Source organism: Streptomyces sp. NPDC021224 (genome assembly GCF_044332905.1).
GTDB lineage: Bacteria > Actinomycetota > Actinomycetes > Streptomycetales > Streptomycetaceae > Actinacidiphila.
Map to the genome: position 1 here is coordinate 114,800 of NZ_JBIRPW010000006.1, position 21,730 is coordinate 136,529.

Annotated in this window: 23 protein-coding genes and 2 pseudogenes; 12 read left to right on the forward strand and 13 right to left on the reverse strand. The window is 70.6% G+C overall.

All coding sequences use genetic code 11. The features are described from left to right. Nucleotides 1-105: 105 nt before the first annotated feature. On the reverse strand, nt 106-387 hold the full coding sequence (locus ACH4PY_RS17100; protein ID WP_398182454.1) for an exodeoxyribonuclease VII small subunit: 282 nt from the start codon (nt 385-387) through the stop codon (nt 106-108). A gap of 72 nt (nt 388-459) precedes the next feature. After that, nucleotides 460-1,698, reverse strand: a complete 1,239-nt coding sequence (xseA, locus tag ACH4PY_RS17105; RefSeq protein WP_398182457.1) for an exodeoxyribonuclease VII large subunit — start codon at nt 1,696-1,698, stop codon at nt 460-462. Between the two features lie 156 nt (nt 1,699-1,854). On the opposite strand from xseA, the gene ACH4PY_RS17110 reads away from it, so the two are divergent. After that, a complete protein-coding gene (locus ACH4PY_RS17110) occupies nt 1,855-2,835 on the forward strand; it encodes a 4-hydroxy-3-methylbut-2-enyl diphosphate reductase (protein WP_398182460.1) in 981 nt (326 codons plus the stop codon). A 127-nt stretch (nt 2,836-2,962) separates the two neighbouring features. Beyond that, the gene (ppgK, locus tag ACH4PY_RS17115) at nt 2,963-3,706 is read left to right on the forward strand and encodes a polyphosphate--glucose phosphotransferase (RefSeq protein ID WP_398182463.1); all 744 of its coding nucleotides are present in this window, start codon (nt 2,963-2,965) and stop codon (nt 3,704-3,706) included. On the opposite strand, the gene ACH4PY_RS17120 is transcribed toward ppgK, so the two are convergent. After that, entirely contained in the window at nt 3,627-4,286 is a 660-nt protein-coding gene (locus ACH4PY_RS17120; protein WP_398182466.1) for a DUF6542 domain-containing protein, read from the reverse strand. The genes ppgK and ACH4PY_RS17120 overlap by 80 nt on opposite strands. A 184-nt stretch (nt 4,287-4,470) precedes the next feature. On the opposite strand from ACH4PY_RS17120, the gene ychF reads away from it, so the two are divergent. The 4 genes from ychF (at nt 4,471) to ACH4PY_RS17140 (ending at nt 8,565) form a co-directional block, all read left to right on the forward strand. Then, nucleotides 4,471-5,559, forward strand: coding sequence for a redox-regulated ATPase YchF (ychF, locus tag ACH4PY_RS17125; protein ID WP_398182469.1), 1,089 nt, complete (start codon nt 4,471-4,473; stop codon nt 5,557-5,559). 177 nt (nt 5,560-5,736) lie between these two features. Then, a complete protein-coding gene (locus tag ACH4PY_RS17130; RefSeq protein WP_398182472.1) occupies nt 5,737-6,006 on the forward strand; it encodes a type II toxin-antitoxin system Phd/YefM family antitoxin in 270 nt (89 codons plus the stop codon). An 8-nt stretch (nt 6,007-6,014) separates the two neighbouring features. Continuing rightward, on the forward strand, nt 6,015-6,269 hold the full coding sequence (locus ACH4PY_RS17135) for a Txe/YoeB family addiction module toxin (protein WP_398182475.1): 255 nt from the start codon (nt 6,015-6,017) through the stop codon (nt 6,267-6,269). Nucleotides 6,270-6,354: 85 nt separating this feature from the next. After that, the gene (locus ACH4PY_RS17140) at nt 6,355-8,565 is read left to right on the forward strand and encodes a DEAD/DEAH box helicase (RefSeq protein ID WP_398182478.1); all 2,211 of its coding nucleotides are present in this window, start codon (nt 6,355-6,357) and stop codon (nt 8,563-8,565) included. A 441-nt stretch (nt 8,566-9,006) separates the two neighbouring features. On the opposite strand, the pseudogene ACH4PY_RS17145 reads toward ACH4PY_RS17140, so the two are convergent. Then, nucleotides 9,007-10,220: pseudogene (locus tag ACH4PY_RS17145) on the reverse strand (IS256 family transposase). Nucleotides 10,221-10,347: 127 nt separating this feature from the next. On the opposite strand from ACH4PY_RS17145, the pseudogene ACH4PY_RS17150 reads away from it, so the two are divergent. Further along, a pseudogene (locus ACH4PY_RS17150) lies at nt 10,348-10,467 on the forward strand (IS30 family transposase); the annotation flags it as partial. A gap of 125 nt (nt 10,468-10,592) precedes the next feature. Here the strand turns inward: ACH4PY_RS17150 and ACH4PY_RS17155 are convergent. Both ACH4PY_RS17155 and ACH4PY_RS17160 read right to left on the reverse strand, forming a co-directional pair. Next, nucleotides 10,593-11,114 carry a GNAT family N-acetyltransferase gene (locus ACH4PY_RS17155; protein WP_398182481.1) on the reverse strand — a complete coding sequence of 174 codons (522 nt, stop codon included), beginning with the start codon at nt 11,112-11,114 and terminating at the stop codon, nt 10,593-10,595. Between the two features lie 263 nt (nt 11,115-11,377). Next, nucleotides 11,378-11,692: a hypothetical protein gene (locus ACH4PY_RS17160; RefSeq protein WP_398182483.1), complete on the reverse strand. Its 315-nt coding sequence runs from the start codon at nt 11,690-11,692 to the stop codon at nt 11,378-11,380. Between the two features lie 873 nt (nt 11,693-12,565). Here ACH4PY_RS17160 and ACH4PY_RS17165 point away from each other — a divergent pair. Together ACH4PY_RS17165 and ACH4PY_RS17170 are read left to right on the forward strand one after the other, a co-directional pair. Beyond that, nucleotides 12,566-12,994 (forward strand): hypothetical protein, encoded by a 429-nt coding sequence (locus tag ACH4PY_RS17165; RefSeq protein ID WP_398182486.1) that lies wholly within the window; start codon nt 12,566-12,568, stop codon nt 12,992-12,994. Between the two features lie 46 nt (nt 12,995-13,040). Further along, nucleotides 13,041-13,235, forward strand: a complete 195-nt coding sequence (locus ACH4PY_RS17170) for a hypothetical protein (protein ID WP_398182489.1) — start codon at nt 13,041-13,043, stop codon at nt 13,233-13,235. 579 nt (nt 13,236-13,814) lie between these two features. On the opposite strand, the gene ACH4PY_RS17175 is transcribed toward ACH4PY_RS17170, so the two are convergent. From ACH4PY_RS17175 to ACH4PY_RS17190, 4 genes are all read right to left on the reverse strand, one after another. Next, a complete protein-coding gene (locus tag ACH4PY_RS17175) occupies nt 13,815-14,285 on the reverse strand; it encodes a hypothetical protein (RefSeq protein WP_398182492.1) in 471 nt (156 codons plus the stop codon). A 669-nt stretch (nt 14,286-14,954) separates the two neighbouring features. Beyond that, the gene (locus ACH4PY_RS17180; RefSeq protein WP_398182495.1) at nt 14,955-15,923 is read right to left on the reverse strand and encodes a hypothetical protein; all 969 of its coding nucleotides are present in this window, start codon (nt 15,921-15,923) and stop codon (nt 14,955-14,957) included. Next, entirely contained in the window at nt 15,920-16,399 is a 480-nt protein-coding gene (locus ACH4PY_RS17185) for a hypothetical protein (RefSeq protein ID WP_398182497.1), read from the reverse strand. The genes ACH4PY_RS17180 and ACH4PY_RS17185 overlap by 4 nt, the downstream gene beginning before the upstream one ends. A gap of 348 nt (nt 16,400-16,747) precedes the next feature. Then, nucleotides 16,748-17,851: a GNAT family N-acetyltransferase gene (locus ACH4PY_RS17190; RefSeq protein ID WP_398182500.1), complete on the reverse strand. Its 1,104-nt coding sequence runs from the start codon at nt 17,849-17,851 to the stop codon at nt 16,748-16,750. A 30-nt stretch (nt 17,852-17,881) separates the two neighbouring features. On the opposite strand from ACH4PY_RS17190, the gene ACH4PY_RS17195 reads away from it, so the two are divergent. Further along, the gene (locus ACH4PY_RS17195) at nt 17,882-18,352 is read left to right on the forward strand and encodes a MarR family winged helix-turn-helix transcriptional regulator (protein WP_398182504.1); all 471 of its coding nucleotides are present in this window, start codon (nt 17,882-17,884) and stop codon (nt 18,350-18,352) included. Nucleotides 18,353-18,593: 241 nt separating this feature from the next. On the opposite strand, the gene ACH4PY_RS17200 is transcribed toward ACH4PY_RS17195, so the two are convergent. Next, nucleotides 18,594-19,043 (reverse strand): SRPBCC family protein, encoded by a 450-nt coding sequence (locus ACH4PY_RS17200; protein ID WP_398182507.1) that lies wholly within the window; start codon nt 19,041-19,043, stop codon nt 18,594-18,596. A 311-nt stretch (nt 19,044-19,354) separates the two neighbouring features. Continuing rightward, entirely contained in the window at nt 19,355-19,975 is a 621-nt protein-coding gene (locus ACH4PY_RS17205) for an NAD(P)-dependent oxidoreductase (protein ID WP_398182511.1), read from the reverse strand. 131 nt (nt 19,976-20,106) lie between these two features. Between ACH4PY_RS17205 and ACH4PY_RS17210 the strand changes: the two genes are divergently transcribed. Together ACH4PY_RS17210 and ACH4PY_RS17215 are read left to right on the forward strand one after the other, a co-directional pair. Then, complete coding sequence (locus ACH4PY_RS17210) at nt 20,107-20,868, forward strand: TetR/AcrR family transcriptional regulator (RefSeq protein ID WP_398182514.1); 762 nt, start codon at nt 20,107-20,109, stop codon at nt 20,866-20,868. Nucleotides 20,869-20,939: 71 nt separating this feature from the next. Further along, on the forward strand, nt 20,940-21,254 hold the full coding sequence (locus ACH4PY_RS17215; protein ID WP_398182517.1) for a winged helix-turn-helix domain-containing protein: 315 nt from the start codon (nt 20,940-20,942) through the stop codon (nt 21,252-21,254). A gap of 66 nt (nt 21,255-21,320) precedes the next feature. Here the strand turns inward: ACH4PY_RS17215 and ACH4PY_RS17220 are convergent, their stop codons facing one another. Then, entirely contained in the window at nt 21,321-21,587 is a 267-nt protein-coding gene (locus tag ACH4PY_RS17220; RefSeq protein ID WP_398182520.1) for a hypothetical protein, read from the reverse strand. Nucleotides 21,588-21,730 lie beyond the last annotated feature (143 nt).

Here is a 21,730-nt window from a genome sequence, read left to right on the forward strand (position 1 = left end):
TGTGAACACTCAACCATTCCGCGTTCAACTGTGACGCCGGTCACGTCCTCCGCGGGTGTGACCAGGCCTTTTGTGGCTCAGCGGGCCCCCCGAGCCGGCTGCGGCTCATCCCTCGCCGGACTCCGGGTCCTCCCCGCCGTCCCCGGCGCCTCCGGCACCCCCGGCGTCCTCCGCCTCCTCGGCGGCGAGCGCCGCGTCCAGCCGCTCGCGGGCCCCCTCCAGCCAGCGCCGGCACACCCGCGCCAGCTCCTCGCCGCGCTCCCACAGGGCGAGCGACTCCTCCAGCGTGGCGCCGCCCGCCTCCAGCCGGCGTACGACGTCGATCAGCTCGTCCCGGGCCTGCTCGTAGCCCAGCGCGGCGGTGGTGGTGTCCTGGTCAGCTCCCATGCGCCCAGCCTAGGGGCGCCCACGGACAGCCCCGCCCCGCCCGGGGCCCGCGGCCCCGCGTCCGGCCCCGCCTCAGCCGGCCGCCGCGTCCCGTCCGCCGTCCGGGCCCGTCACCCGTACCGCGAACTCGCCCTCCGCGACCCGCGCCCGCAGCGCGTCGCCCGCCGCGACCTCCGCCGGGTCGCGGACCGCCGCGCCGTCCGGGCGCTGGAGCACCGCGTAGCCGCGGCGCAGCGTCGCGGCGGGGGAGAGGGCGACGACCCGGGCCAGGGTGTGCGAGAGGTCGGCGTCCGCGCGGTCCAGCGCGTGCCGCAGCGAGCGGCGGGCCCGCTCCAGCCGGTCGGCCACCTCGTCCGCCCGCTCGTCGATCATCCGCTCGGGCCGCGCCATCACCGGCCGGCTCAGCGCCGCCGCGAGCCCGCGCTCCTCGCGGTCCAGCAGCCCGCGCATCACCCGCAGCGCCCGGTCGCTCACCAGCCGCACCCGGGCCAGCTCCTCGCGCACGTCGGGCACGACCCGCTTGGCGGCGTCCGTCGGCGTCGAGGCCCGCACGTCCGCGACCAGGTCCAGCAGCGGGGAGTCCGGCTCGTGCCCGATCGCCGAGACGACGGGCGTGGCGCACTCCGCGACCGCGCGCACCAGCTGCTCGTCGGAGAAGGGCAGCAGGTCCTCGACGCTGCCGCCGCCGCGCGCCACGACGATGACGTCCACCTCCGGATGCGCGTCCAGCTCCCGTACCGCGGCGATGACACGCGGCACCGCGGTGGCGCCCTGCACCGGCACGTTGCGCACCTCGAAGCGGACCGCGGGCCAGCGCAGCCGCGCGTTCTCCCGTACGTCCCGCTCGGCGGCCGAGGCGCGGCCGGTGACCAGGCCGACGAGCTGCGGCAGGAAGGGCAGCGGGCGCTTGCGGTCGGCGGCGAAGAGCCCCTCGCCGGCCAGCTGCCGCTTGAGCCGCTCCAGCCGCGCCAGCAGCTCGCCCACGCCCACCGGGCGGATCTCCACCGCGCGCAGCGACAGCGTGCCGCGCGGCCCGTACCACTCCGGCTTGGCGTGCAGCACGACCCGCGCGCCCTCCCCGACGACGTCCGCGACCTGGTCGAAGACGGCGCGGAAGCACGTCACGGTGAGGGAGATGTCGTGCGAGGGGTCGCGCAGCGTCAGGAAGACCACGCCCGCGCCCGGACGGCGGCTGAGCTGGGTGATCTGCCCCTCGACCCATACCGCGCCGAGCCGGTCGATCCACCCGCCGATCAGCCGGGACACCTCGCCGACCGGGATCGGCGCTTCCGCCGAGGTGCTGAGAGCCATTCCCCGACCTTAGCGCCGCCCTCCGACACCCCGGCCTGAGCCGGGGAGCGCGGGAGCGCGGACGGCGGCCGGCCGGCGCGCGGGAGCACGTGGGTCGGCCCGCGAAACCCCGAGCGCCCACGTGTCCGCCAAGAGCACCCCCGTACGATGGTCGGCATGACGACCGAAGCCAGCCGCCGCGTCCTGCTCGCCGCCCCCCGCGGGTACTGCGCGGGCGTCGACCGGGCCGTGATCACCGTCGAGAAGGCGCTCGAGCAGTACGGCGCCCCCGTCTACGTGCGCAAGCAGATCGTGCACAACAAGTACGTCGTGCAGACCCTGGAGAAGAAGGGCGCGATCTTCGTCGACGAGACGGAGGAGGTGCCGGAGGGCTCCATCGTCATCTTCTCCGCGCACGGCGTCGCGCCCGTCGTCCACGAGGAGGCCGGGGCCCGCCGCCTCGCCACCATCGACGCGACCTGCCCGCTGGTGACCAAGGTCCACCGCGAGGCCGTCCGCTACGCCGACTCCGACTACGACATCCTCCTCATCGGCCACGAGGGCCACGAGGAGGTCATCGGCACGATGGGCGAGGCACCCGAGCGCACCCACCTCGTCGACGGCCCGGCCGACGTCGCGGGGCTCACCGTCCGCGACGAGAACAAGGTCGTGTGGCTGTCCCAGACCACGCTCTCCGTCGACGAGACGATGGAGACGGTCGACGCGCTCAAGGACCGTTTCCCCAACCTGCTCTCGCCGCCCAGCGACGACATCTGCTACGCCACGCAGAACCGGCAGGTCGCGATCAAGCAGATCGCGGCGGACGCCGACCTCGTGATCGTCGTCGGCTCGCGCAACTCCTCGAACTCCATCCGGCTCGTCGAGGTCTCGCTGCAGGCCGGCGCGGACGCCGCCCACCTGGTGGACTTCGCCGACGAGATCGACGAGGCCTGGCTGGAGGGCGTCGGCACGATCGGCGTCACGTCCGGCGCGTCCGTGCCCGAGATCCTCGTCGACGGGGTGCTGGAGTGGCTGGCCGCGCGCGGCTACGGCGACGTGGAGGTCGTCACCTCGACCGAGGAGCACATCCAGTTCTCGCTGCCCAAGGAACTGCGGCGGGATCTGCGTGCGGAGGCCACCGCCGGGGAAGCCTCGTAAGGACTGCGGCTGTTTTCCGCCGCGTCCGCTGTTCGCTTGCTGCTGTTCGTTCGCTCGCTGCTGTTCCGCCTCCCGCGGGGGGAGCCACGAGAGGTGAGGTCCGCGGCCCGCCTCTAGCCTGGAGGTCATGAACGTGTTCGGTGTGGACATCGGCGGTACGGGCATCAAGGGCGCCCCGGTCGACCTCGACAAGGGCGACCTGGCCGACGCGCGGTACAAGGTGCTCACCCCGCACCCGGCCACGCCCGACGCCGTGATCGACGGCGTGGCCGACGTCGTGCGGCACTTCGGCTGGTCCGGCGCGCTCGGCGTGACCTTCCCCGGCGTGGTGGTGGACGGCGTGACGCGCACCGCCGCCAACGTCGACAAGGGCTGGATCGGCGTCGACGCGCGCGCGGCCCTCAGCGACAAGCTCGGCCTGCCGGTCGTCGTCATGAACGACGCGGACGCGGCCGGCGTCGCCGAGATGACCTTCGGCGCCGGACGCGGCCGCGGCGGCACGGTCATCGTCCTCACGCTGGGCACGGGCATCGGCAGCGCCGTCTTCGTCGACGGCCGCCTCGTCCCCAACACCGAGCTGGGCCACCTGGAGCTGCACGGCCACGACGCGGAGTCGCGCGCCTCGGTCAAGGCGCGCGAGGACGAGGACCTGAGCTGGGAGCACTGGGGCCACCGGCTGCGCAAGTACCTCGCGCACGTCGAGATGCTCTTCTCGCCGGATCTGTTCGTGCTGGGCGGCGGGGTGAGCCGCAAGGCCGAGAAGTTCCTGCCCTACCTGCACGGACACGGGCTCACCGCGGAGATCGTTCCCGCGGAGCTGCAGAACAACGCCGGGATCGTCGGCGCCGCGATGGCAGCCGCAAAGCTCTGACGGCGACGATCACGGCCGCGGCGACGGTCCCGGTGTAGAGCCAGCCCGTCATCAGGGCCAGCCCCGTGAAGAGCCCGAGCAGGTGGCCGACGAAGCTGCCGTCACCGCTGTCGGCGGTCAGCGCGATCCCGACGGCGAAGGCGATCGGCGCCGACACCGGGGCGGCCACCAGGTCGTACGGCCGTACGTACACCGCCGCGGTCATGCTCACCAGGACGAAGACGACCCCGAAGAAGACACCGGGCCCGTCGAAGAGCAGGGCGTCCAGGCCACCCGCGAGGACGGTCACGAGGGTGGTGAGCACGCCCGTGCCCAGGCCCGTCAGGCGCGGGCGGGGGCGGCGCAGGGCGCGCAGCCGGCGCAGGAGGGCGGCGGCTGCGGCCGCGCCGCCGCCCCTGCCGGGTCTGCGCGGTCTGCCGTCCCCACCGCCGCCCTTGCCGTTCTTGCCGCCTCCCGCCTGGCCCCTGCCACCCTTTCCGCCCTTTCCGCCGCCCGCGGGGCGTGCGGGAGCGGGCCGCGGGGCGACGGGTACGTTGGCACCGCCGCCGGGCCCGCCCGTGCGCGCGCTGTGTTGATCCACCTACTCAGCGTATTTGTATCCCGTCCGGAAATCCGGCAGCGTACGACGACATTCCCCCGCCTGGGCGCCGGTGTTCGAAGCGGGGGCGGGCCGCCCGGCCCGCGCCCCGTAGACTGGCGTGGCGCCCGCCCAGGGGGCGCGCGGCCCGTCACGGGGCCGCCGCGGAAGCAACGGGAAGTCGCCAGTGTCGCTCACCATCGGAATCGTCGGCCTGCCGAACGTCGGCAAGTCGACGCTCTTCAACGCCCTCACCAAGAACGACGTGCTCGCGGCCAACTACCCGTTCGCGACGATCGAGCCCAACGTCGGTGTCGTCGGTGTCCCGGACCCGCGCCTGACCACGCTCGCCGAGGTCTTCGGCTCCGCCCGCGTCCTGCCCGCCACGGTCGACTTCGTCGACATCGCCGGCATCGTCCGCGGCGCCTCCGAGGGCGAGGGCCTGGGCAACAAGTTCCTGGCGAACATCCGCGAGTCCGACGCGATCTGCCAGGTCATCCGGGCCTTCAAGGACGAGAACGTCGTCCACGTCGACGGCAAGGTCTCGCCCAAGGACGACATCGAGACGATCAACACCGAGCTGATCCTCGCCGACCTCCAGACCATCGAGAAGGTCCTCCCGCGGCTCCAGAAGGAGTCCCGCATCAAGAAGGACGTCGCCCCGAAGGTCGCCGCCGTCGAAGAGGCCCAGGCCATCCTGGAACGCGGCGACACCCTCTTCTCCCAGGGCATCCTCCAGGGCACCGAGCGCGCCGCCCTCCTGCACGACCTGCACCTGCTCACCACCAAGCCCTTCCTCTACGTCTTCAACGTCGACGAGGACGAGCTGACCGACGACGCCTTCAAGGCCGAGCAGCGCGCCCTGGTCGCCCCCGCCGAGGCGATCTTCCTCAACGCCAAGCTCGAAGCGGATCTCGCCGAGCTCGACGAGGCCGACGCCCTCGAACTCCTCGAATCCGTCGGCGCCACCGAACCCGGCCTGGCCACCCTCGCCCGCGTCGGCTTCGAGACCCTCGGCCTCCAGACCTACCTCACCGCCGGCCCCAAGGAATCCCGCGCCTGGACCATCAAGCGCGGCGCCACGGCCCCCGAAGCCGCCGGCGTCATCCACACGGACTTCCAGAAGGGCTTCATCAAGGCCGAGGTCATCTCCTTCGACGACCTCACCGAAGCCGGCTCCGTCACCGAAGCCCGCGCGAAGGGCAAGGCCCGCATGGAGGGCAAGGACTACGTCATGCAGGACGGGGACGTGGTGGAGTTCCGCTTCAACGTGTGAGCGAGCACCTACGGGTGCCCTGACCTGCGGGGAAGCGATTTGTGCTGCCTTGCAGTCCGCAGCGGTCCGCAAGATTTCAGATCCGACTTCTCTGCGGGTGCTGTCCGACTGTTCCCTGCTCGACTGACCCCGAGAATGGTACGTTATTCGGTACCACTCGGCGAAGGGTTTCCTGTCATGTCCATCACCGCGAGCGAGGCCCGCAGGGATCTGTTCCCGCTCATCAAGAAGGTCAACGACGATCACGAGGCCATCGAGATCGTCTCCAAGCACGGGAATGCCGTGCTCGTCTCCGCCGAGGATTACGCCGCCCTGCGTGAGGGCTCTTATCTTCTGCGCTCGCCTGCGAACGCCCGCCGCCTCCTCAAGGCCTACGAGAACGCTCTCGGTCGCATCAATCTCTCCGAGCGTGAGTTGATCGACCCTGACGCGGCGGATGCGGGGTAGGGCGCCGCGTGAGGCTCGTGTTCGAGGACCAGGGCTGGGAGGACTACACGTCCTGGCTCAAGAACGACCGCAAGATGCTCGCCCGGATCAACAAGCTCATCGAGGACATCAAGCGTGATCCCTTCACGGGAATCGGCAAGCCCGAGCCGCTGAAGTACCACCTGGCCGGCGCCTGGTCGCGGCGGATCGATGACGAGCACCGCCTCGTCTACCTCGTCACGGACGAAGAGGTCATCATCCTCGCCGCCCGCTACCACTACTGATCGTCCTCTAACGACTGCCCCGGCTCTCGGTCCACCCGCAGGGAGCCGCGAACGCCTGTCGAGGCCCGGTGAGGGCGGTGGGAGGATGCGAGGGGGTCGGAGAGGGGCGGGGAGCGTGGGGCGTGGCGAGCGGGACACGGTTGCGAGGGGAGCGCGACTGCATGAGGCGGTTCAGGCCGTGGTCGGTGATCACGGAAGGGCAGTGGAGGCGGTACGGGCGGCACTGAAACCGATGCACGACGCGGCGGTGAAGCGGGAGCTCGACACCATTCCCGTCGCCCGGTTGCAGGACGTCACCGAAGGGCGGCTGCGGCTGGGGAGCGTCGAGAAGAGCGGACTGCGCACCCTGGGCAGTGTTCTCGACGCGGGCCCCTACCGCTTGCGGCAGATTCCCGGTGTCGGGCAACGCACCGTCGACCAGATGCTCGCCGCTGCCCGCAGGCTCTCGGAGGCTGTGCACGAGACCGTGGCCGTCCACATCGACGTGGACCAGCCGGAGCCGCGCACCACCGCGCTCGTCATGGCCCTGCACGTCCTGGTGGAGGCCGGCCCGGACGCCCGGCGCGCGGTCGACAGGGCCACCGTCCTGGCAGAACGGCTCGGTCCGTTGCTGGCCGACGCGAGGCCCGCCGCCGGAAGGGTCAGGATGCTTCTGGCCGGCCGGGAGAAGAAGGCTCGCGCGTGGGCGGCGGTCGCCGGGATCCGGTCGCTGGTGGACGAGGCGGAGCGGGCCGGTCTTCCTGAGCTGCTCGCCCAGGCGTCGGTGGACCTGCTCCGGGGGCTCTCGTCCGACGTCGCGGCCTGGGTGGACTTCGAACTCCGCTCCGCGGAGTACTACAGCCTGCTCGCCGAGATCTCCGGGCGGCTGCCGGACGCGGCTGCCGCGGAGGGCTTTCTGCCGGACGAGATTGCGGAGCGGGTGCGGACCCAGCACCTCGACGACCGGCACCGGCGGGTCTCCCTGCGCGGTTACCAGGCGTTCGGCGCACGGTTTGCGCTTGTGCAGCGCAAGGTGATACTCGGCGACGAGATGGGCCTCGGGAAGACCATCCAGGCGATCGCCGTCCTCGCCCACCTGGCTGCCGAGGGACAGAGTCACTTCATGGTCGTGTGCCCGGCGAGCGTCGTGGTGAACTGGACTCGGGAGATCGAGGACCGCAGCGCCCTGCGCGTCACGGTGCTCCACGGTCCTGACCGGCACTACGCGTTCGCCGACTGGAAGGGGCGGGGCGGGGTGGGGGTGACCACGTTCGACGCACTGAGCGGATTTCCGGCGCCGGGCGGCGGGGAGGTCGGACTCCTCGTCGTCGACGAAGCGCACTTCGTGAAGAACCCGAAGACCAAGCGGTCCCAGTCGGTCGCCCTGTGGACGGAGCGTTGTGAGCGCAGCCTCTTCATGACCGGGACCCCGATGGAGAACCGGGTCGTGGAGTTCCGCAACTTGGTCCGGATGCTCGATGGCGACGTCGCGGACTCCCTCGGTGAACGGGACGCCTTGGCCGGATCGGTCGCCTTCCGCAAGGCTGTGGCCCCGGTCTACCTGCGGCGCAACCAGGAGGACGTCCTGACGGAACTCCCGAGCCTTCAACAGACCGACGAGTGGGAGGAGCTGAGCGCTTCGGACGAGGAGGCGTACCGCGAAGCCGTGCGCGCGGGCAACTTCATGGCCATGCGGAGGGCCGCGTACATGCGCCCTGAGAAGTCGGCCAAGCTGGAACGGCTCCGGGAGATAGTTCAGGAGGCCGGCGAGAACGGGCAGAAGACAGTGGTCTTCTCCAACTTCAAGGACGTACTGGGCGTGGTGAAGGAGGCCCTCGTGGCCGGCACCACCGGTGCCACTCCGGTCTTCGGTCCGCTGACCGGCGGCGTCCCGGCCCAGCGTCGCCAGGAGATCGTCGACGACTTCGCCGGTGTCCAGGGCCCGGCTGTGCTCCTGGGGCAGATCCAGGCAGCGGGTGTCGGGCTCAACATGCAGGCCGCCTCCATCGTCGTCATCTGCGAACCCCAGATCAAGCCGACCATCGAGCATCAGGCGGTGGGCCGGGCCCATCGTATGGGCCAGGTCAGGCCGGTTCGCGTACACCGTATCCTCGCCACCGGAGGCGTGGACGAACGCATGGTGAAGATGCTGGAGACCAAGGCGCGCCTGTTCGACGCTTACGCCCGCCGCAGCGCCGTGGCCGAAGCCACCCCGGACGCGGTCGACGTGTCGGACACCGAGCTGGCACGTCGCATCGTCGAGGAGGAACAGGCACGCCTGGGTATGACGGACGAGAGGCCCACGTCGTCCGAGTGAGGGTGTCCCCGGTCCGCAGCCAGTCCGCAGGACACTCGTAAACGCCTGTCGAGAGCCAACCCGTGCCAACGACGAAATTCCAGGTCAGCGACACGTGGGAGGCTCCGCCGCAGGTCAGATGGGGTCGGCCCGAGTGGGGCCGGCCCGTCGGCGTGCCGCGCGCTGGATCTGCGCTGGATCCGTGGCGGATGAACTGACGTCTCGTCATCTGTCGTCATCCGTGGTTATCGGTACGGATGCTGGGTTGGTGCAGGATGACGGGTGGGTGTCCGCGTGGTGTCGCCCCGTCTTTCTGCCCAGGTGAGGGAGCTGGGCAGAACCCAGTTGGTGCGGCATGCCCGCGAACGTGACCGAGTGATCGGCGCGGGCCGTGCAGGGGCATGCCGTGCAGATCCGAACTAGGGTCTGTCAAACGAGCGGTGTAACTTGGGTTGTTGAGGGCTACTGTCGGGCTGCGGAGAGCCGGCCGTCGAAGGTGATGTCGAAAGCGTTGAGGGCGGTTTTCCAGCGCATGGTCCAGCGGGCCTGGCCCTTGCCGGTCGGGTCCAGCGACATGATCGCCATGTAGACGCACTTCAAGGCGGCCTGCTCGTTCGGGAAGTGGCCGCGGGCCTTGACTGCCGTCGGATCCGCGCGTTGACGTACTCGATCGCGTTCGTGGCGCAGACGATGCGGCGGATCTCGGTGTCGAAGCGGAGGAACGGGGTGAACTCCTCCCACGCGTTCTCCCACAGCTTCACGATCGCCGGGTACTTCTTGCCCCACGTGCCGGCGAACTCGGCGAACCGATCGAGTGCCGCGTCCTCGGTCGCCGCCGTGTAGACGGGCTTGAGGAGCTTGGCGATCTTGTCCCAGTCCTGGCGGGCGGCATAGCGGAAGGAGTTCCGCAGCAGGTGGACCACGCAGGTCTGCACGATCGTCTTCGGCCATACGGTCTCGACGGCGTCGGGCAGGCCTTTGAGCCCGTCGCAGACGAGCATGAGGACGTCGTTCACGCCGCGGTTCTTGATCTCGGTGAGGATGTGCATCCAGTGCTTGGCGCCTTCTCCGCCATCACCGGCCCACAGCCCGAGGATGTCCCGCCGGCCCTCGGTCGTGACGGCCAGAGCCACGCAGACGGGCCGGTTCGCCACGGCGCCGTCGCGGATCTTCACGTGGATCGCGTCGATGAAGACCACCGGATAGACGGTGTCCAGGGGCCGGTGCTGCCACTCGGCCATGCCGTCGAGGACCTTGTCGGTGATCGTGGAGGTCGTCTGGCGCGACACCTCGGCGCCATAGACCTCCGCGAGGTGGGCCTGGACCTCACCGGTCGTCAGGCCCTTCGCGGCGAGCGAGATGACCATCTCGTCCACGCCGGACAGCCGCTTCTGCCGCCTCTTGACGATCTTCGGCTCGAAGGTGCCCTCGCGGTCGCGAGGCACGGATATCTCCACCGGGCCGACATCGGTCAGCACGGTCTTGGCCCGGGTCCCGTTGCGGCTGTTGCCGCCGTTCTTCCCGGCGGGATCGTGCTTGTCATAGCCGAGGTGGTCGGTGATCTCACCCTCAAGGGCGGACTCCAGGAGCCGCTTGGTCAGCTGCTGGAGCAGCCCGCCCTCGCCGGTCAGCTGCAGGCCCTCGGCCTGGGCCCGAGTCACGAGCTCGTCGATCAGCCGTCGTCCATGGACGTCGGCACCACGGCCTCAGACAGCTCGACGGTCTCGGCCTCGTTCACGTTGTTGCTGGTCATCGATGCATCTTCCATGATCGGGAGTTACACCGAACGTTTTACAGTCCCACCTGTCCGTCCACACCCGCGAGCACCTCGACGCCGTCGCCGCACAACTCAGCGGTCGACCACGCAAAACGCTGGACTGGGAAACCCCAGCCGAGCGCCTGCACAAACTACTCGCCGTCTGAGCAGCCCCGACCGCGCATCGCGACGCTCGCAAGAACTACGCTCGCCCCTGCCGCCCTGCCGCCCTGCCGCCCTGCCGCCCTGAAGGCAAGGGTTCGCACCGAACCTTGGTGTCCCGGAGGCCGACCTACCGCAACGTGAGATGCTGCGATTCCTCGTTCGCGGCGGCTATCCGGAACTGCAACCAAGATCCGGAGTACGCGACATCAGGGGGATGACGGTCTTCGCGGAGAATTGGGCCGTCCGCGGCGCTGGCGACCACGCCGGGCCAGAACATAGCGGCGCTGTGGTTGGCATGGTCGAAGGCGAGTGTCCATCGGCCGGGGTGCCGACGGAACATGAGGCAGGCAGCGGTCCGGCCCGCACCCAGCCGGCGGTGCCGGCGCAGGACGAAGAACTCGCTCACCTCCCGGACGCCGTCATCGAGCCCTCGCGTCATAGTGAACCCGGCCAGGGCGCCGTTGATGCGGATGAAGCACGCTTCCCTGTCGTCCTCCGTGAAGTAGTGGTCCAGGAAGCGATAGACGAACGTGCCGTGCGCCGTCACGTCGTATCCCCGCACGTCGGAGAAGTCGTACTGGTAGAGCTGCACCAGGTTCCCCAGGACGGTCTTGTCCTCCGCCGCCACTGGAATCATCTCGATCACCATGGACGACAGTGTTCCGCAGACCGAAGCGCTCTCCCGCGGGGCCGCAGCCGCCCGGCTGCGTGATCGCAACCGAGCGACTGCTTAACTGCCTGTGCAACACGTCAGAGATCACGTGTCGCGACGACCACTGGAATCCGCCGCCCGAAGAGGCTCCGGGGCTTCGTGCACGTTGAGCCGTACCTACCGACCAGTCCGTTTCACCTTTCACCACAGGATGAGGGGGCTCACGGCTCAGGCTGCGGTGTCCCGTGACAAGAGCGATGTCACAGCGGAGGGGGTACCGCGAGGAAGTTCTCGCCGCCGTAGAGCGACTCGTAGCTGATCTCGATCCGCAGGCGGTGGGCGACCACGTCCCAGAACCATGCGTCGGCGGCGTCATCGTACGAGTCGAGGAGCAGGAGATAGTCCTTCTGACCGGCAAGAAGTGTGGAGCCGGTGAAGAGAGCCGAGATCACTGGCTCCTTCGGTGCGCCCGTGAAGATGTGGCGAAAGGCCGTGAGGTTCCACTGCCCCAGGTGCGCGCCGTCGAAGTAGACCTCGGTGCGGACGACCAGAGCGGGTCCAAGTCCCGCGTTCACGGCCAGGAGGCCGGCTCGGCGCTGAGGGGTAAGGCGCACTTGGCGCAACTGAATCAGTGGTCGCACCGATTCCCGGTTGTGCCGGATGGCGCTCCGCGACTGCACCACGGACACCCACAGCGAACCTAGTGCGATGACGGTGGCGGATCCGGCCGTCAGCGTCTCAGCGTTCATAAGCCCCCCACGCTGCCTTTCGATCGTTCATTCCCCGCTTGAGGCCAGTTGATTCGCACAGGTGCCCGGGTGTGATGAGAGCTGCGCCTTGTGATCACCTGCCCTGACCTTGCGTGCCCCGGCGGCGTATCGGTGTGCGCGGGAGGAGGAACTGCGACGATCTGAGCTGCTGGTCAAGCTTGCTGCTCCCGGAAGGGGCGAGCGTGCGCCCGGCTGTCAGTTGCCGGAGATGCCGGGACGGGGTCGGTGCTGTTGGGAATACTGGGGACAGAGTCGCATGGAGTGACTCCCGAGATCTCGGGGTCAAGGCCCAACCTCACTCGGCCGACTCACACCCGTCGAGTACGAGACCGTCATGACCACACCGGGCCTCCCAGGCCGCGTGGTCAAACCTGTCACCCAACCCTGCGCCGGACCCCATGGGCCCACCGTGGATCCAGGGCATACCGGACCCTGGCTGTTACGAGCAGGTTCGGGGCCTGGGCTCAAAGGTCGAGGTGGATCGGAACCGGGAGCAGGCTCTTCGGTGACTTGTACCGACCAGGAGGGCGTTCCGGTATCTTCAACCCGCTGGGGGTAAGGCCGGTTTCGGCTGGAGCGCTCGCAACTTCAAAAGGTTTGGGGCCTGAAGATGCCGCGGACCGTGTTCCGGTTGAAGGTCGGGAGGTGGCTCTTCGACCTCCTCCACGGAGGGATCGTGTGACAGATCAAGAATCGCTCCTCTCCTGGCCGGTGGAGATCGCCGCAGGGCTGCGTGAAGTCGATTCCAACCCGTCTGCTGTCACCCACCGCGAAATTAATCTGGGCGGAATGATGGCTGAATGGGATGGAGGATTCGAAGGCGAGGAGTTCTTCGTCCAGGTTTTCTACGGGAGTCCTGAAAACGCCTTCTGCGAGGTCCGTCTGGATGGCTGGATCTTCGAGGCAGTTCGCCTGGAAGACGTGCGCGAGTTGCTCGCCACCTTCTTCGGCGGTGACGTCGCACTCCACAAGTCGCTGCTCGGTGCCTGGACGCTGACCGCTTCTGGACCGGACGTCTCCCATACCAATTCCGGCAGAGACCGAGGGCCGGTGCCCAGTTCCGAGTGGGAGCGGAGAGCAATCGCACGAGGGAAACGCAAGAGGTAGAACGAGGGAAGCTGGGGCACTCCGGCATGCCATGCCGGAGTGCCCCATGCCGTCGCCGGACGCACTTCCGTCGGCGCTGGTCGCGGGCACCGAAGTCCTGGTGGCTGCGCTGCGCCTCGACGAGCGAGACGCAAGTTCGCTCCGCACGCGGGAGTGGGCCAGGAAGCGCCTGGCCGGAGCCGTGATCGGCGCACCGCCGCAGTTCAGATCCGGCCCGGATGCGTTCCGCTTCAACGTGTAGCGGGTGCGCGTGGCGCGGGCAGCGTCGTTGCGCAGGGCCGCAGGTCAGATGGGGTCGGCCCGAGTGGGGGTCGGCCCCGTCGGCGTGCCGCGCGCTGGATCCGCGGATCCGCGGCGGGCCAACTGACGTACCCTCACCTGTCGTCAGTTGTGGTCATCGGTACGGGTGCTGGATCCGCGCCGGACGCCGCGCGGGCGCCCGCGTGGGGGTCTGACCAGCCGGCGGTGTACATCGTCTGGTGTGGGTCAGGGCCTGTCGTGTGGATCTCCGTGGCGGAAGGAGCGGGGTCCGGCGCTCCCCCAGAGCTTCGCCCGGGAGGTACCCCCGGACGCAAGGCGGAGGAGGAAGACAACGCGGCGGGGCCCCATGGCGAAGCTCTGGGGAGTTGTCGACCGACGACAACGCCGGGGGCACCTCCCGCCGATGGCAGGCGGAAGATGCCGTGCCGGGGCACGCGACGCCGCGGAGATCCACACGACAGGCCCCGGCGGCAGCCGGTGGTGAGTCCGCCGGTGAAGGCGATGGCGAAGGCCTGAAGTGCGGGTCTCCCTCTGACACCGGCCGGCCGCGATACCGCCGTCAGAAGACGAACGGGCCGGGGTTCTGCAGCGAGGTGGCCGTGCAGTGCATGGTGAATGTCCCGTACGTGCTCGTGAGGGATTCGACCTCCAACGCCTCGCCCGGGGTGACGGTGCCCGTCAGCGGGCCGGAGTTGTAGCTCTGCCCGAGTAACGTCCAGGCCGGGTTGGACTGTCCGGTGAAGGTGACCTCGGCGCCGTGCGCGTCGGACAGCGTCAGCGTCGTCCGCATCGAGTTGGCCGGGAAGGAGTGGGTCGCCCACACCACGGGTGTGGAGAAGGTGATGGCCGCCGCCGTGCCGTTCTGCCGGACATCGAGCCCGGCCTGGCCGGAGCCCCAGTCCCCGCAGTTCACCTGGACGGTGGCGGTGGTGGGCACGACCGCGGAGGCCGACGGCGCCACGAGCAGCGCGCCCATGGCCAGGGCCGCTGCCGCGCCTGCCACGCTGGTGCCGAAGGTGCTGAGTTTCATGTCGGCTGCCTTTCTGTGTGGGGGTCCGTCGGCCTGTCGCCTCCAGCGTGGCCGCACATCCCCGCACCGGCGTCGGCGAGACCCGTCGGGGCGGCAGCGCGGCGCAAGGGGAGGCCGCAGGTGCGGTGGCGGGTACTTCGCCGGGGCCGGCTCCGCAGGGTCGGTCCCGGTGCGGCGCGCGGGCGCAGACCCCTCGGGCGGACGGGACGGGCGTCAGGCCAACGGCTAGTGATTGACGCTTGAAGTATATGGAGGGGGGCGGAACACCCGCGGTCTGGTTCGAGCCATTTGCGGCACACCGACGGCGCCGCCCTCGACACCGCGGCCGGCACCCGGCCCGCTGTCCGCGGCCCCGCCGTTCCCCTGTCGACGACGCACCCGCCGTGGAGCGCCGGCGCGGAGTGCACGGCCACGACGGCCGGAGTTCCGCGTGACCGTCCGCAGAGGTGAGCACCTGTATTCGCCCGGCACGGACGCCCGGACAACGCCTTCTGCGAGGTCCGCCTCGACGGCTGGGTCTTCGAGGCAATTCGCCTCTGGGAGACGTGCGCGAGATCCTCGCGACCTTCTTCGGCGGTGATGTTGCAGTTCGCAGGTTGCGCTTCGCAGGTCGCTGCTCGGTGCGTGGACGCTGACCGCTTCAGGGTGTTCCGGCGGCGCCACCACGCCTCATTCCGGTTCGTGGTCCGGGCCGCCCAGGTCGGGGGTGGCGAAGTCCGGGCTGGTGAACCGTGGTTCGGTGGGACGTCGATGCGGGTCCTGCGGCGCGGAGAAGTCGGGTCGTGAGTAGCCCAGACGAGGGCTGCGCGGTGCGGAGGACGGTGTCGCGGGGGCGGCGGGGTCGTGCAGGGCGTCGTCGAGGAAGGGCAGCAGCCCGCGGTCGAGCAGCGCCTGGTGCCATGCCTCGCGGGCTGCGTGTACGTCGGGGGGCATGTCGTCCGGCGCCACGTGGATCGTGGTGGGGCGGTCGCGTAGCGCGGTCACCAGTAGTCCCACGGCGCCGAGCAGGATCGAGGCCCCGGTGACGGCGGCGAAGAACCACCCTGTGGTGCGCAGGGGTGCGGCGACGCCCGGCTGGGGGTGTACGGCGGACATGGCGTAGCCGGTGATCAGGAAGATCAGTGCCACCGTTCCGGCGAGAAGCGGCACCAGGACCGCTACGACGGCGACGAGTCCGGCGCCGAGGTCGGCGCTTGCGGCGATGCCCGCCGCGGCGTAACCGCGTGCGCTGTCGTCCCGGGTATGCGCGGTCTCCCGAAGCGTGCGGTACGTGTCGTACTCGGCGGCGGCCCGCACGCTGATCGGATCGGCGGCCGACAGCGCGAGCGCACGCAACTGCTCGGCGTCGAAGGGCGTTGCTCCGGACGCCGAGCCGTCGTCGTATCTCAGGCCCGTGCCCGTGGCCCTCCCGGTGTGACCCCGGCCGAGGACGATGCGCAGAGCCTCATCGAGCACGTTCTCGAAGTCAGGACGGTCTTCGTCCAGCAGGTGGGGCACCGCCCCGAGTGCGGTGGCGGGGCGGGTCCGTGTGGAGACGGCCCGCGGTGCGGGGTGCCGGTACGGCGGGCGGAACCCAGGGGAGCGGCGGGAGAAGGCGGCCAGGACGCGGCCCGTGAAGGACTCCGCGGTGAGCGTCATCCCGCACCTCCTGGGTTCGTCGTGCCTTCCTGGGGCGCTGGAGCAGTGTTCGCGGGTGGTTCGGCCTGCTGTGGCGGTGCTTCCTCCACTATGCCGCTCAAGGCGGCGCGACCTATGCTCTTGACCGCCAACGGGACGAAGCTGACCGCCTGCTGGATGATGGCGAGGGATCCGAGGCCGACGAGGTAGGCCACGAGGGCGTTCATACGATGCGGGTACGCAGCGGTGACGACGCCGGTCAGGGTTCCGCTGACAAGGAGACGCAGGACTCCGGCGACGCAGTATGCCTTCCATCCGGGAGCAGGCAGTTCTTCCTCGCCTGGGCGCAGTTCGGGGCGGTGCCGGGGCGGGTCGACGCTGTCGGGCCGTACGTCCCAAGGCATCTTCTTGTGCCATTTGACGGCCTTGATCACATCGATGGCCTCCATGGAGGCCCCGCCGGCTGCTCCGATGACGGCGGCCGCTAACCAGTGCATGGACCGAGGCTAGTTGGGGTGGACGGTGCGGGAGTGGGCCTTGCGTGTTTTCGGCCCGCGCTGCGCAGTCGGCCTTCAGCGCGCAGCCGCGTCGGGCGGCGGCCCCCGGCTTCCCCTTTCCTGGACAGGCTGAACCCCAACGGCAGTGGGTGACGGCTCGGACGCCGTGCCGGTTCCCGCGGGGCAGGCCGTGCCGGTCGGGATGCCGGGTGGATGCACGTCGAGCAGGCCGGGGGAGGTGGATCCCGCTGGAGCGGTGTGCGAGGTGCGGCTGGTGGGCCGAGCCCGCCTGCAGGCGTTACCGCGCCCGCGACGACCGTCCCCCTTCGTCGCCACCGGTCACGAACCTCAGCAGGCCCTGTCGGCGGCGTGGAGTGCGGTGGTGCGAGCCGGGGCCGGGAGGCTCTTGACGAGGTGGGTCGTTCCCGGATCGCCACCGGGTACCGGGCGGTAGCCCTCGCTTTCGTAGAGGGCGATGTTGTGGCGGCTGGCGGCGCCGGTGGCGAGGACCACGCGGTCGCACTCGCCCGCTGCGGACTCGGCGGTACGCAGCATCCACCGGCCGAGGCCGCGTCCGCGCAGGTCGGGGGCGACGGCGAGCCGCCCGATGTGCCACTCGTCGCCGTCGCGCCGGGCACGCACCATCGCCAGCAGCCGGCCGTCGAGGAAGAGGCCGGTGGCCTGCCATTCAGCCAGCCCTGCGCGTACCTCGTCGAGCGATTCGCGGAGGGCGGGTACGGCCAGGGTGTCGTTGGCCAGGGCCTCGTCGACCCAGCAGCACCGCTGCAGCACCGTGACGTCGGGAGCGTCGGCGGTGGTCAGGGGACGTACGTAGGACCCCGGCAGCGGCCCGGGCGACGTGCCCGCTGCGGCGCGTTCGCGCATCGGCCGCAGGGCCTGGGCTGTCCGCACCACCTCGTCGAGGACGCCGACGGCCGCTCCTGCGAGGGCGTCGTCCCCCTGGACCTGCCCGTCGTGCACGGTGTCGGCGAGGCGGATCGCGACGGTGGCGCCGACGGGCACCAGGCGGAGCGTGGTCACCACCTGTTTGGCGTGCTGGACTGCCCGGGTGCCCGCCGAGGTGTTGCCGTAGCTGACGAAGCCGACCGGTTTCCAGGCCCATTCGGGGCCCAGGTAGTCGAGCGCGTTCTTCAGCGTCGCGGGCATCCCGTAGTTGTACTCCGGCGTCACGATGACGAAGCCGTCGGCGGCCTCGACGGTCGCGCTCCAGCGCCGTGTGTGCGCATGCCGGTAGATGCCGGTGGACGGGTGCGCCTCCTCGTCCAGGAAAGGCAGGCCGAGGTCGCCGAGGGCCAAGGACATCAGGTCCACGCCGAGGTCGCGGGCACGGGGGGCGATCGTCCGGGTCAGCCAGTTGCCGATCGCCGGGCCGAGGGCGCCGGGACGGGTGCTGCAGACGACGACGAGGATGAGCGGCCTTTTCGTTGACATGTAAACGAGACTAGCTGCTAGATTGGTTACATGTCAACGAGATCGTCGGGGCGGGGCGACGCCCGGTGGCTGGCCCCCGAGGAAGAGCGCGCCTGGCGGGCGTACCGTCGCATGGCGACCGCGGTGCAGGTGGGCACGTCGCAGGACCTCGCCGACCACGGACTGTCGGAAGCGGACTACGAAGTACTAAGCACGCTCTCGGAGCGGCCCGGGAACGCCAGTCCCCTGCATGAGCAGGCGGCGAAGATGGGGTGGTCGCGCAGCCGGCTGTCCCGCCACGCCACGCGCATGGAGTCACGCGGTCTCCTTGGGCGGACGCCGGATCCGGCGGACGGGCGCGGGTGCATCCTGGTGCTCACCGGCCAGGGCCTGGAGGTGCTCAAGAGTGCCGCCCCCGCCCATCTGGCTTCCGTGCGGCGCCACTTCGTCGACCGGCTCGCCCCCGAGGATCTCGCCGCCCTGGAGCGCATCGCCGCCAAGGTCGACCCCATCGCGGACTGAGCGGTTCGCGGAGCGGAGCGCGCAGCGGGCGACGGTGCCGATCGGGCCGACGTCCGGCGCGCCCGGCCGTCCACGCCGGCGGAGGGCCGTCCGGTACGGGTCCCTGGGGGAGGAGTGGGTGGCGGGCCGTGACGCGTACGGCGCCGCCGCCAGGGCCGCCTGGCCGCCGGGCCGCACGGACCGCGGCCGGTGTGCCGCGGTAGGCCGCGGAGCACCGGCCGGGTTCTTCTCCGGGACGGGGTCAGACCTGCCCGCGCCACGCCCCGGTCTCCAGGCCTCTGGACTCGATGTACTGCTTGAACCGGTTGAGATCGCCCTTGGCCTGCCGCCGGACGAAGCCGAGCTTGTCGCCGACCGTGTCGGTGATGCCGCGCGGGTCGTGCTCGAGCTGCAGCATCACCTTGGTGCGGGTGGCGTCGAGCCGGTGGAAGGTGACCACGCCGGCCTGGCGTGCCTCGCCCGCGACGGTCGTCCAGGCGACCCGCTCGTCCGGTATCTGCTCGGTGATCTCCGCGTCGAACTCCCGCTTGGCCCCGGCGACCTCGGTCACCCAGTGGGTGAGGGTGGCCGTGCGCTGCTCGATGCGCTCGACGCCGTCCATGAAGTGCGGGAACTCCTCGAACTGCGTCCACTGGTTGTACGCGGTGTGGACGGGCACATCGACTTCCACCGATTCCTCGACCGTGGACATGGCCGAACTCCTCCCTGTCGTCGGATCGGTACTCCGGTGCGAGTGCCCGCTCGGCGGGGATCGACACATATGCGTCCGCAGCCGGCTGCTCGGCGGCCGGACGCAGTCGCCCGGCTGTCGGCCGCGCACGGCGGCGTCGCCGCCGACGCGGCAGGGGTGCCCACCGCCGGCGCCGGGCGCGCCAGTTGATCCGCCTGGCGGGCCCGCCGGGTGCCGGCCGGGCGGGTGCGATCCGCGCTGCTCGCCATCGGCCGTGCTGCTGGGCCGCCTGCTGCGAGGGGACCGCGAGCGGTGTGGTCGGACGTGCCGGGTCAGCCGAGCGGGATGAGGATCTCAGCGCGGTGCGCAGGCGCCTCCGCCTCGTCGATCAGGAGGGCCGCGAGCGTGTCGCGGGTGATCCGGGGAGGGAGGAAGGGCCGCGGGTAATCGGCCAGGCGCAGGATGCGTCGAGTCGGGCTGACGGGTCCCTTGGTGACGTCCGGCGCGTGGAGGACGGTGGCCCCCCCGGCCAGTGCGATGCCGTCGGCAGCGGCCTTCTCGGCCAGCTCCTTGCCCACGAACATCCGCATCACCGCTTGGTAGATCGCTCCGCCTGCGCCGGTGGAGACCCCGGAGCCGAGGGCGCCGAGCCAGATCGTGCGGACCTTCGCGGCGACAAGACGTTCCGCCCCCGCCTCCAGGACGCCGGGGCCCTCGCCCTTGCTGACGCCGAGGGCGGAGATGACGACGTCCACGTCGGAGAGGTCGGGGAACGCAGCCGGTGCGGCGACGTCGGCCCGCCTGATCCCGACCCGATGGGCGGCGCCGGGATCGGAGACGGTGAACGCTTCGGGCCGGCGAACCAGAGCGACCACCTGGTGGCCACGGGCGAGGGCTTGTTCCACGACGGTGCGGCCGGTCCTGCCGGTGGCCCCCAATACGGCGATGCGCATGACTTCCCCTCTGACCGAACAACTGTTGGTGACATGAGTGAACAAGTGTTGGTTAAGGATGTCAAGCCGGTGCGGCGGGTAAGGTGAACAGGTGTTGCTCTGGAATTCGGGCGGACCCGGGAGGGACGCGCATGGCTGCTGGTGACCCGGCGCCGGTACGCCGCCGCAACCCGCGCGGGCAGGGGCAGGTGCTCAGGGCGCAGCTGATCGAGGCGGCCGCCCACCTGCTGGCGACCCTGGATCGGCCCGAGACCTTGACACTGCGACGGGTCGCACGTGAAGTCGGGGTGGCTCCGGCGAGCATCTACAGCCACTTCCCGGACCTGGGTGCCCTCGTCGACCACGTTCTGCGCCAGCGGTACGAGGAGCTGGCGCGTCTGATGGACTCGGCCGAGGCTTCGGCCGCGGACCCGCTGGATGCGCTCGTCGCCCGCTGCGCCGCCTACGTCCGCTGGGGCGTGGAGCAGCCGGGCCACTACCGGACGCTCTTCGGCGGACGGATGCCTCGCGATCCGGCGCCCCACCCGGACGCAACGCCCGGTACCGGCGCGGAGGCCGAAGCGGACGGCGGCTCCGTCCACGAAGCCGGGGCCGGCCTGCTGGAGGCGCTGATCGCCGCACTGGCAGAGGTCACCGGCACGCCCGGCACGCCCGGCACGTCCGACGCGCCCGGCACGTCCGACGCGCCCGAGCGGCGATGGCAGGCCGGGCTGCTCCTGTGGATCGCCATGCATGGCCTGATCGGCCTCTACAACGACCACGGCGACCTTCCCTGGCCATCGCTGGACGACCTGCTCGCCGACCTGCTCGCCCTGCACACGGCGCGGTCCGTGAAGGAGATCGCAGCCGCACTCGTCCGCGCAACGGAGCAGTCCCTCACGGCCTCACCTTGACCGTGGCCTCGGTGGGGCGGTCGGTGCCGGGACAGCCCGACGCCCTCGGCGCACGACGACGGCGGCGGCCGATGGCGAGCGGACGGCTGACAGGGGTCCTGGTCGTCGACGACGACCCCGGTGCCCGGCAGTTGCTGATCCCGGCGCTCGGCTTCGCCGGGTTCACCGTGGACGCGGCGGGCGACCTGACCATGTCCCGCCAGGGGCAGGTGCTGTCCCGCCCGCAGATCCTCGAAGCGGCCTGGCAGTACGACTTCGGCGGCGACTCGGTCGTCGTCGAACGGTTCGTCACCACCTCCCGCCGCGAGATCGGCCACGGCCGATCCGCGCTCCTGCGCACTGCCTGCGGCATCGGTCGCACACTCCGGCAGCACGGCGGCCGGTGAACCTCGCAGGGCCCACGGCCGCCTGCGGGTGATCGGCCGAGCGGACCGCGAGCGCCTGACCGGGTGTCAGGTCGCCCCCTGCCCGTCTTCCGGGTAGTAGACCTCACGCGTGTCGTCATCCGGATGTTCGCGGCCCACGATGGCGGCGAGTTCGTATCGCACGGAATCGAGGATCCTCAGGGCCTCTGTCAGCAGATGCTCCGGTACGGCCTCCGGTCCCGCGTCCGGGTAGGCGGCGGCGAGCTGGTCGCTCCGCTTCCGCAGCTCTGCCCGAACGCCGGAGAGCGCCGAGGCCAGTTCCTGATGCTCCCCCACGGTCAGCCCCGGGTTCATCCGGCCCCTCCTGCGGTGTGCGTACGGGTGGTTGCCGGCCCATGATGCCCGTCCCGGCACCTTGTGCGGGTGCCATATGACGCTGCGGCGGGCAGCCCCCGCAGCTCGGCAGGCGGCTCGGGTGCGGCCGGCGGTCGCACGGA